Source organism: Flavihumibacter cheonanensis (genome assembly GCF_022352215.1).
Lineage (GTDB): Bacteria > Bacteroidota > Bacteroidia > Chitinophagales > Chitinophagaceae > Flavihumibacter > Flavihumibacter cheonanensis.
Genome location: NZ_JAKRWF010000160.1, coordinates 1 through 284, shown reverse-complemented (window position 1 = coordinate 284; position 284 = coordinate 1). Strand labels below are relative to the sequence as shown.

The following is a 284-nucleotide window of genomic DNA, read 5'->3' as shown; positions in this document are numbered from 1 at the left end:
GAAGAAGGGCAGGTAGTCCCGGAGGGCCCGGATCCCCTCCTTGGGCGCCGCGTCGTAGCGGTCGCCGAAGAAATCGCCGATGCCCGCGGTCATATTGAGGAGCTGCCGGACGGTGACCTTCTTCGCGGCGTCGGCGTTGGGGTAGTCGGGCAGGAACTTGCCGATGGTGTCGCCGAGCGCGAGCTTGCCGCGCTTGACCAGCTGGTGGACGGCGACCCGGGTGAAGTTCTTGTTGATCGAGCCGAGGTTGAATTTGGTGTCCTTCTTGTTGGGGACCGCGTTCT

The 284-nt window shown here is 64.4% G+C and carries 1 protein-coding gene; it reads right to left on the bottom strand.

Going from position 1 to position 284, the window contains the following annotated elements:
- On the bottom strand, positions 1-284 hold a 284-nt coding region (locus MD536_RS21535; protein ID WP_239603842.1), incomplete at both ends, for a serine hydrolase domain-containing protein.